Source organism: Corallococcus sp. AB049A (assembly GCF_003668885.1).
GTDB lineage: Bacteria > Myxococcota > Myxococcia > Myxococcales > Myxococcaceae > Corallococcus > Corallococcus interemptor.
Genome location: NZ_RAWL01001302.1, coordinates 1 through 412, shown reverse-complemented (window position 1 = coordinate 412; position 412 = coordinate 1). Strand labels below are relative to the sequence as shown.

The window sequence follows — 412 nt, the reverse complement described above, 5'->3', positions numbered from 1 at the left end:
CGGTGATGCCGGTGTCGGCCAGGTAGATGAAGTCCTTGAACCTGGTCTGGTAGATCGCGGCAGAGAAGTCCAGGCGCTCGCTGTGGGTGTGGATGCCCAGTTCAATGCGTTGGCCGCGCTCGGTCTTCAGGTTGGCATCACCGATTTCCAGCGAACGGGTGGCGATGTGCGCACCGGCGGCGTACAGCTCCTCATTGGTCGGTGCACGCTCAGAGCTGTCCACGCCGATGCGCAGGTCGACCGCATCGTTGAGCTTCCAGATACCGGCGGCCGACAGGTTGGTGGCGTCGAACTTGCGGCGGCGGTAGTCGCCGGTCGGGTCCAGCTTGACCTGGTCGTGGCGACCGCCCAGTTCCAGCTTGAACGGGCCGAACTGCTTTTCCTGCAGAACGAACAGGCCGATGTTCTTGGT

Annotated in this window: 1 protein-coding gene; it reads right to left on the bottom strand. The window is 63.1% G+C overall.

Translation table 11 applies throughout. The features are described 5' to 3' along the window. A partial coding sequence (locus tag D7X55_RS47070) for a TonB-dependent receptor (RefSeq protein ID WP_121725795.1) occupies window positions 1-412 on the bottom strand: 412 nt, incomplete at both ends.